Below are 7,880 nucleotides of genomic sequence, written 5' to 3'. Positions count from 1 at the left end.
CAGCACGGCATCCCGCCGCCTGCCTCTCGGAACCGTCCTGGCATGCCCATGCCGGAACGGCGCCGGGAGTGGTGCGGCGGGCCCGCCAGGGCCCACCACCAACCCCGTCCCCCCCGCCCCACCGATCCAGGAGGCACCCGCATGTCCCGCACGCTGACCGGCCGCCGCCAGGCCGAGCACATCGCCCGCACCACCACCGTGTCGTCCTGGGCCTGGGTCGCCGAAGCCCAGGGCCCCGAGCGCGTCCGCCGGGCGGCCGCCCGCCGCCTGGCCCGCCTGACCGGCACCACCCTGGTCCGCTGGGACGGCGTCCTCTCGGACTCGGACTGGGACACCCTGCTGTCGGCCGGCGCCGACGCGCTGCTCGCCCAGGCCGCCACCTCCGACAACGAGGACCGGCCGTACAGCCTGGGCCTGGTCGACGCCGCCGCCGAACTCGCGGCCGAGGCCGCCGCCGCGACGGACACCGTGCTGGAACGCACCACCGTCCTGCCGGACCTGCCGGCGCCCGGCCGGTTCGTCGCCGCAGCGGCCGCCGAACCCGAGCGCCTGCCCGACGAGCACGCCCAGGTCACGCGTTGGTCGCCGTTCGAGGGCGGCCCCCGCCACATCGTGCGCTGCGCCGACGGCACCCGCCGCTACGGCACCGGCCGGCTCGCCGACTAGACCGCCGGCCTCCACCAGCTCCACCCCGTCGCCTCGCCCGGGCCCTCGCCTCCGCCGGCTCCCGCCCCGGAGCTGCCCTGACCGGTTCGGCCGCCCGATCGGCGCCCGCACCGGTGAGGGGAGCCCCGGGACCACCCAGGTCCCCTCCACCACCAGGAGGACACCCATGTTCGAGCGCCTGCGCAAGACCGCCGCCGACACCGTGACCGAGATCGCGGGCCACCGCGGGTTCACCCGCGACATCAAAGCCACCATCGCCGGCGGCGACCAGGAGGCCGCCGAGGCCTTCCGCACCGGGACCGTCGCCGCCGCGCTGACTACCCGGGGCCGCGACGCCCGAGGCGAGGAGATCAGCGACTACGTCGGCAAGGTCCTCGCCGCCGACGACGGCAACGCCGACCGCCTCCGCTGGCTCCACCGCCGCCGCTGACCCGCCACCCCGGACCCCCGGTACCGCCCGGCCGCACCGGCCACCACCCGAACCCGAGAGGACACCGCCATGCCCTGGACCCGCGCCGCCCGAGCCGAGCTCGCCGCGAACCTCGACCTGGCCGCCGTCAACGACTCGGCCGCCGCCGCCAGCGGCCGCGCCGTCGCCGCCGACCCCGCCGCCGAGCCGGCCGGGCGCGAGCAGGCCGCGGCCTGCGCCCGGACCCTCAGCGGCCGGGCCGCCGACCTGCGCGCCCAGGCCACCGCGATCCGCGACGGCGCCGACCCCGCCGAGCTCGGCCACTGATCCGGGCCCCGCCGTTCGCTCCCGCTCCCGCAACCCCGGGCGCGGGGGCGTTCGACGGCGCCCGGCGCAGCCTGGCGCACCCCGCCCGGGCCTCGCGCCCACTCCGCCGCGCCTTGGCCAGCACGACCGGGCCCCGGCGCAGCCGGCACCACCGCCCCAGACCCCACACGGAGGTCGCCATGGACCAGTTCTTCTTCAGCTTCTTCGTCGTCTCCGCGATCACGAGCCTGCTGGTGCTCATCGCCGAGGCCCACCAGAACCACTCAGCCCCGCAGACCGAGAAGGAGGAAACCGATGGCTGATCAGCCGATCGAGCCGACCCGCGTCGTCCTCGCTGGCGAGCGCGACGGCGCCACCCCGCCGCCCCCGCCGCCCTCCGAGCCGCCGACGGTGGGCATGCCGGACGCGTTCCTGCCGCCGCCCAGGCGCGGCGGCGGCGCTCCGCCTCCGCCGCCGTCGGGCCCGCCGCCGGGCTTCGGTGGGCCGGCCGGGGGAGCACCAGAGCCGTGGGAACCCTGGCGCAAGCCCGGCGGCAGGCGCGGCGGCGGGGTGGCGACGGCCCCGGCCCCGGTGTACGCGCCGCCGGTCGAGGTCCACCACCACTACTACCCGGCCGCCCCGGCACCGGCCGCCCCCGCCGCGCCGCGGTTCGACGTCCGGCGGATCCACCCGGTCGCCAACAGCTTGGCGGCCGCGACCGGAGTGGTCCTCGCCCGCGGGCCGGTGAACGAGGCCTTCCACTGGTTCTCCGACCCGATCGGCCTGCCCGTGTGCGGCCTGGCCGTCGCCGGTGTCCTGGAGTGGTGCTGGCACCGCTACCGAGGCCTGTGCTGGCTGGCGCGGGTCTTCACCTTCACCATGGCCGCCTCGACAATCATCACCCCGGCCGGGCAGCAGCTGATCAGCTACCTCATGACACAGGCCGCCTGGTGAGCCCGGCCCAGCTCTCCCTCGGCGGCCTGGCCCTGGCCGTCGCCGTCCTGGTCTTCACCGTCGCCCGCTGGTGGCGCCGCGGCTGCGAGATGCCCGGCGCCGCCGCCCTGGCCGGCGGCCTGCTGACCGGCCTCCTCAGCGCCCTGTGCTCCGGCGGCCTGCTCGGCTGGGCCGCGCACCGCCTGGTCACCGAGGCCACCAACCCGCTCGGCAACCGCCTCGCCGGCACCGGCTCCGCCCAGCTCCTCCCCCAGGCCGCCCCGGCCGGACTGAGTATCGGCGGCGGCGTCGCCACCACCCTGCTCCTGGCCACCGTCGCTCTCGCCTGGCGCTGCTGCGACCACCAGCTGCGCCGCCAGCTCACCGCCGGGATCGTCTCCGGCTCCGCGCTCGGCCTCGCCGGCGGCATCTCCGGCCTGGCCGCCATCACCCTCGTCCCCGCCGTCAACTCGCTGGGCGACCAGATCCTCGCCGCCTTCCACTGACCGTCAGGAGACCACAGTGGACCTGCACCTGCTGTCCCCCGTCCCCGTACCGGCCGGCCTGCTTCTCGCGGGCCTCGCCGCCCCCTACCTGACCAACACGGTCCGGATCCTCACCCGGCGCCCGCGCCCCGCCGACCGCGGCGCCCGCCTGCTGAGCAACGCCCCCGGGCTCGGCACGGTCGCCGGCGTCGCCGCCATCTGGTCCCCGTACCTGGCCGACGACGTGCCCCTGCCGTCCGGGCCCACCACTGTCGCCGCCGCGTACGTGCTGGCCGTCTGTGCCGGCTCCTGGCGGATGCCGGCCCAGCCCAGCCCGGCCCGCCGGGCCGTGTACCACCGGCTCGTCACCCCGCACGCCTGGATGGTCGCCGGCACCGGCCTGCTCACCGCCTCCTACCTGGCCACCAGCCTGATCACGGCCCTGAGCGGGGTGTGAGCGGCATGGACCACCTCGACCGCCTGCCCCTGGCCGTCGCCCTCGGCGCCGCGTACGGCGCCCTCCTCTACCACTTCGCCCCGTGCCCCGCCTGGAAGACCACCCGCCTCGGCCGGCTGCGCCCGGTCCTGTGGGGCGCGGGCCTCGGTGCGGCGGCCGGCGTCGTGCGGTGCACGCCGGTCCTGCGGCACGCCGCCTGGGTCGTCCTGATCGACCACCTCTGGTGGATCGACCCCGCCGTCTGTGGCGCCGCCGCGGCGGCCGTCGCCGCCCTGGCCGCCCGGATCCGGCGCCGGGAGCGCGACAACCCCGAGCACACCGACCAGACCTGACCCTCTCGGCCCGCAACGGCCGTCCTTCTCCTCGTCTCTCTTCTCCGGAGGTCACCACCGTGTTCGTCCCCGCCACCACGTTGACCATTGGCGGTCTTTTCGTCGGCATGGCGCTGCCGCTGTGGCACGTCAGCCGGTTCACCATCGGCAGCATCAAGGGCAGCGCCGCCGCCACGAAGGGCGCACTCGACCTGTTGCCCCTGGCCGCCGGCATGCTCTACGGCGGCATCGCCACCGCCACCACCTCGGGGCTGATCGGCTTCAGCACGGGCGCCGTCACCTGGTTCGGCAACGCCGCCGGGAGTCTGACGATGTGGGGCGGCACCGGCGGCCACACCACCCTCAACGCCCGCTCCAGCCACCTGGAGCTCACGGGCATGGGCAACCTCGTCCTGCTGCTGCTCACCGTCGCGGTCCTGGGCGCCTGGAAGGCCATCCCGAAGAAGGCCAAGCCGAAGATGCGCCTCGGCATCATCAGCGGGATCCTCCTCGGCCTGTCCGCCACCCTCGGCGGCCTGGTCATGGCCACCGTCATCCCGCTGGTCAACTCGGCCGGCGCCGCCCTCGTCGGCACCATCGCCTGACCCGGCCCGGACGCCACCGGTCGCCCACGCCCCGCACCGCGCCCCCAAGCGCGGCCGCGGCGCGCGGGCGGCCGCAACCGCCCGGACCGAACCCGCCCAGCAGAGCGCCCTGGAGACGCACCATGACGACCTATCCGCCCGAACGCGTCATCATCGACCTCGCCGACGAGGGCGAGTTCCTCGGCCCCGACGACCCGGGCCCGGACACCTGCACCGGCGCGGGCACCGACAGCCCGACCGCCGAGAAGGCCGGCTCCGGCCGGGCCGCCCGCCTCACCAAGACCATCGGCGCGGCCGTCACCGCGCAGGCCCGGCGCGAGTACGCCGCGTTCCGTGAGGGCTTGACCGTCCTCAAGGACGAGACCGGCGCTTGGGCGGCCGCCTCCCAGGAGACGCCCGCCCACCTGCGCGCCGCCCTGCTCAACCGCCGCTACTCCACCTGGCAGGTCAAGCGCAGCTCCGAGATCGAGGCCTTGGAGGAGAAGGCCGCCGAGTTGGAGAAGCAGGCCCGCCGCGCCGCAGTCGGCGGGCAGGGTGACGACGCCACCGCCGCCGACCACAAGCAGGCCGCCACCGCCGCCGCCGTGCTGCGGGAGGAGGCCGCGGCCTGGCGCCAGCGGGTCCGCGAGATCCACCAGCAGCCCTACACCGGCCACATCGACCCCAGCGACGACGAACTGGAGCGCCACCGCCGCCGCACCGCCAACAAGCGCCGTGCCGGCCTCGCCGCCCTCGCCCTGGCCGTCGGCGGATTCGAGCTGGCCGTCGGCAGCCTGCTCCTCCCGGCGCTCACCACCACCGGCATCCTCCTCACCGGCTGGGCGAAGGGCCGCCTCCCCGGCTGGCGCCGGGCCCTCCCCGACGTCCCCGCGCTCGCGTACGAGACCGAGAACGGCAAGCCCACCAAGGACAAGAAGGACAAGGACAAGGCGCGGGAGGAGAAGAAGGAGCAGGCGCGGGCGGCGGCCAGCCCGGCCGACGAGGACACCCTTCTGTTCCCCGGGGACACCGGCGCCCCGTTCCCGATCCACGGCGTCACCGACCCGGCCATCGCCGCCGAGTGCGTGCGCCGGGCGATCCTCGCCCAGAACATCGACCTGGCCGAGATCACCGACACGGTGCGCACCCCGGTCGGCTGGTCGATGACGGTCACCGTCGCCTCGGGCGACCCGGCCGACATCGACACCGACCGCAACGCGGCCGCGATCCGCACGCTGCTCAAGCTGCCCCGCGGCGGCCTGGCCGTCGAGTGCTGGCCGGACGCCAGCGACACCGCCACCGTCCGCGCGCAGACCCGGCCCGGCTTCACCGACATGGGACCGATCCCCGAGAACCCGGCGCTCGCCAACTCGATCATGGACGCCGGAGCCTTCGGACAGGGCCTGGACGGCACCGAGCTCGCCTTCCCGCTCGCCGGGGTGATGGGTTTCCTGGTCGCCGACTCCGGCGGAGGCAAGAGCAGCATCATGCTGGCCCTCGCCGACTGGGCCACCTCCTGCCACGACGCCGTCGTGATCTCCGTCGACCCCCGCGGCGAGGGCGTCGAAGCCCTCGGCGACGCCATCCAGCTCGCCGTCAGCGACGACAAGCACGTCCTCAAGACCCTCGACTGGCTCGACAAGCTGTGCGAGGGCCGCACCCGGCTGCGCAAGACCCTCGGCTACGGCAAGGTCTGGCGGCCCAGCCCCGAACACCCCGCCGTCATAGTGTTCGTCGACGAGTGGCACGACCTGCCCGCCCAGGCCAAGGCGAAGCTCCTGCGGCTGCTGCGCATCGGCCGCAAGGAAGCCGTGTGGATCATCGGAGCCTCCCAGTTCGGCACCGTGCAGGACCTCGGCTCCGCCATCGCGCCGAAGATGTCGCTCAAGATGGCCGGCTGCTGCCGGGGCGCCGACGTCACCGGCCTGTTCGGCCAGGGCGCGCTGCGCGAGGGCTACCGGGCCGACCGGCTCCAGCCCGGCACCCACACCGACCCGGCCGACGCCGGCACCGTCTACATCCAGGGCCTGCCCGGCCAGCGCAACCGCCCGATGCGATGGAAGTTCCGGCACCTCACTGACAGTGACGCCACCCGCCGAGGCAACCAGCGGGCACAGGCGGGCCTGCCGGACCTCACCGCCAGCGCGGCGGCGGCCGGCCTGGACTGGCCCGCGCTCCTGGTCTCGCTCGGTGCGAGCAGGCCCACCCCGGCCCCGACCGCGCCCGGCACCGGCCCCACCGTCGCCGCCGCGCCGTCGATCCTGGACGTCCTCGACGCGATGAAAGGGGAGCGCACCATCCACACCGTCCCGCTCCTGGAGCGCCTCGCCCAGGCCCGCCCCGACGTCTACGGCACCTTCACCGCGGAGGACCTGGAGGACCTGCTCGCCCCGTACGGCGTCGAGTCCCGCCAGGCCCGGGCCATGACGGAAAGTGATGGCGTCAAGAACCGCATGGGCTACTACCTCGACGACCTCCAGAACGCCCTCAACGCCGACGACGAAGACGACGAAGACGACCAGGACGAGGACGACGAGGCGTAGCCGGACGCTCTACAACCCCTCTACGGGCCCGCTACACACAAGATCACGTAGCGGGCCCGTAGAGCACCTGTAGAGGCCCTGCAAGCCATCTGACCTGCCGTGTAGAGCTGTAGAGCCCGTAGAGCCGCCCCACCCTTCCGGGCCCGAAACCGGCTCCCGGGGCCGCGGAGACCCCCGGCCCGGCGCCGCTCTACAACCCCACCGCCGTCCCGCCCGCGCCCCGGCCACGAGCCGCGCCGCCGCCCCGCACCAGGGTCGCCGCGCTGCCGCTCCGGGCCACCCGGAACCACCACGCAACGTCACCAGGACAGACAGGAGTCCCCGGCCATGACCCCGGCCCGCACCACCACCCGCCGCCCCCGCGGCACCACCCCGAAGCCCCGCGCGCAGAAGCCCGCGGCCAGCCCCGGCATCCCCGCGGAGGCCTCCGTGGAGGTGCCCTCGGCCCTCGCGGCGCGCCCGGCCGCCGACCCGGTCCTGGCCGACGCCGCCGACCGCGCCGCCGACGTCCTGGCCCTCGCCGAGGACCAGGCCCTCGCCGTCCTCGCCCGGGCCGCCGTCACCGCCGACCGCCACCTGGCGACCGCCGAGCAGTGGACGGCCGAGGCCGAGCAGCTGCGCGCGGACGCCGCCGCCGAGGCCGAGACGGTCACGCAGCGTGCCGAGCGGGCGGTCCGGCGGATCCTGGACATGGCCAACGACCAGGCCGACCTGATCCGCGAGGAGGCCGTCCAGCACGCCCGCGAGCGGCGTGAAGAGGCCGACGCCGATGCCCACGCGGCGGCCGACCGGCTGCTGGAGCAGGCCACCGAGCGGGCCTCGGCGCTGCTGGCGGACGCCGAGCAGCGCGCCGCCGCCGTCCGTGCCCAGGCCCGGCAGGACGCCGAGCGGATCGTCGCCGACGCCGAGGAGCGGGCCCAGGCCGTGGCGGCCGGGATCACCGGGGCGGCCGAGGAACAGGCCGCGAAGGTGCTCGCCGAGGCCGGCCGGGAGGCCGAGCGCACGCGCGGCCGGGCCGCCGCCGACCTCGCCGACGCCCGGGACCAGGCGGCGCTGGCCCGCGAGGAGCTGGAGGCCGCCCGGGCCCGGGCCGCCGCCGACCGGGCCGAGGGCGAGCAGGAGCTGACCGGCGCCCGGGAACGGGCCGCCACGGTGCAGTGCGACGCCGCCACGGCGGCCGACCGCA

10 protein-coding genes and 1 pseudogene are annotated in these 7,880 nt (G+C 76.1%); all 11 read left to right on the top strand.

Going from position 1 to position 7,880, the window contains the following annotated elements:
* Positions 1 to 141: 141 nt before the first annotated feature.
* Positions 142 to 666: a hypothetical protein gene (locus ACFVVA_RS41895; RefSeq protein WP_387695971.1), complete on the top strand. Its 525-nt coding sequence runs from the start codon at positions 142 to 144 to the stop codon at positions 664 to 666.
* A gap of 166 nt (positions 667 to 832) precedes the next feature.
* Positions 833 to 1,096 (top strand): hypothetical protein, encoded by a 264-nt coding sequence (locus ACFVVA_RS41890; RefSeq protein WP_387695970.1) that lies wholly within the window; start codon positions 833 to 835, stop codon positions 1,094 to 1,096.
* Positions 1,097 to 1,165: 69 nt separating this feature from the next.
* Complete coding sequence (locus ACFVVA_RS41885; RefSeq protein WP_387695967.1) at positions 1,166 to 1,402, top strand: hypothetical protein; 237 nt, start codon at positions 1,166 to 1,168, stop codon at positions 1,400 to 1,402.
* 179 nt (positions 1,403 to 1,581) lie between these two features.
* Entirely contained in the window at positions 1,582 to 1,704 is a 123-nt protein-coding gene (locus tag ACFVVA_RS41880) for a hypothetical protein (RefSeq protein ID WP_387695966.1), read from the top strand.
* The gene (locus ACFVVA_RS41875; RefSeq protein WP_387695964.1) at positions 1,697 to 2,335 is read left to right on the top strand and encodes a hypothetical protein; all 639 of its coding nucleotides are present in this window, start codon (positions 1,697 to 1,699) and stop codon (positions 2,333 to 2,335) included. The genes ACFVVA_RS41880 and ACFVVA_RS41875 overlap by 8 nt, the downstream gene beginning before the upstream one ends.
* Positions 2,332 to 2,820 carry a hypothetical protein gene (locus ACFVVA_RS41870; RefSeq protein WP_387695963.1) on the top strand — a complete coding sequence of 163 codons (489 nt, stop codon included), beginning with the start codon at positions 2,332 to 2,334 and terminating at the stop codon, positions 2,818 to 2,820. Before ACFVVA_RS41875 ends, ACFVVA_RS41870 begins: the two co-directional genes overlap by 4 nt.
* 16 nt (positions 2,821 to 2,836) lie before the next feature.
* Positions 2,837 to 3,256, top strand: coding sequence for a hypothetical protein (locus tag ACFVVA_RS41865; RefSeq protein WP_387695962.1), 420 nt, complete (start codon positions 2,837 to 2,839; stop codon positions 3,254 to 3,256).
* A 5-nt stretch (positions 3,257 to 3,261) separates the two neighbouring features.
* Positions 3,262 to 3,588: a hypothetical protein gene (locus tag ACFVVA_RS41860; RefSeq protein ID WP_387695961.1), complete on the top strand. Its 327-nt coding sequence runs from the start codon at positions 3,262 to 3,264 to the stop codon at positions 3,586 to 3,588.
* Positions 3,589 to 3,647: 59 nt separating this feature from the next.
* Positions 3,648 to 4,172 carry a hypothetical protein gene (locus tag ACFVVA_RS41855; RefSeq protein WP_387695960.1) on the top strand — a complete coding sequence of 175 codons (525 nt, stop codon included), beginning with the start codon at positions 3,648 to 3,650 and terminating at the stop codon, positions 4,170 to 4,172.
* Positions 4,173 to 4,294: 122 nt separating this feature from the next.
* On the top strand, positions 4,295 to 6,694 hold the full coding sequence (locus ACFVVA_RS41850) for a hypothetical protein (RefSeq protein ID WP_387695959.1): 2,400 nt from the start codon (positions 4,295 to 4,297) through the stop codon (positions 6,692 to 6,694).
* A gap of 327 nt (positions 6,695 to 7,021) precedes the next feature.
* Positions 7,022 to 7,880: pseudogene (locus ACFVVA_RS41845) on the top strand (hypothetical protein); the annotation flags it as partial.

The organism is Kitasatospora sp. NPDC058048, assembly GCF_042885555.1.
In the GTDB taxonomy this organism is placed as follows: domain Bacteria; phylum Actinomycetota; class Actinomycetes; order Streptomycetales; family Streptomycetaceae; genus Kitasatospora; species Kitasatospora lactacystinica.
This window is presented reverse-complemented; position numbering and strand designations above follow the sequence as displayed.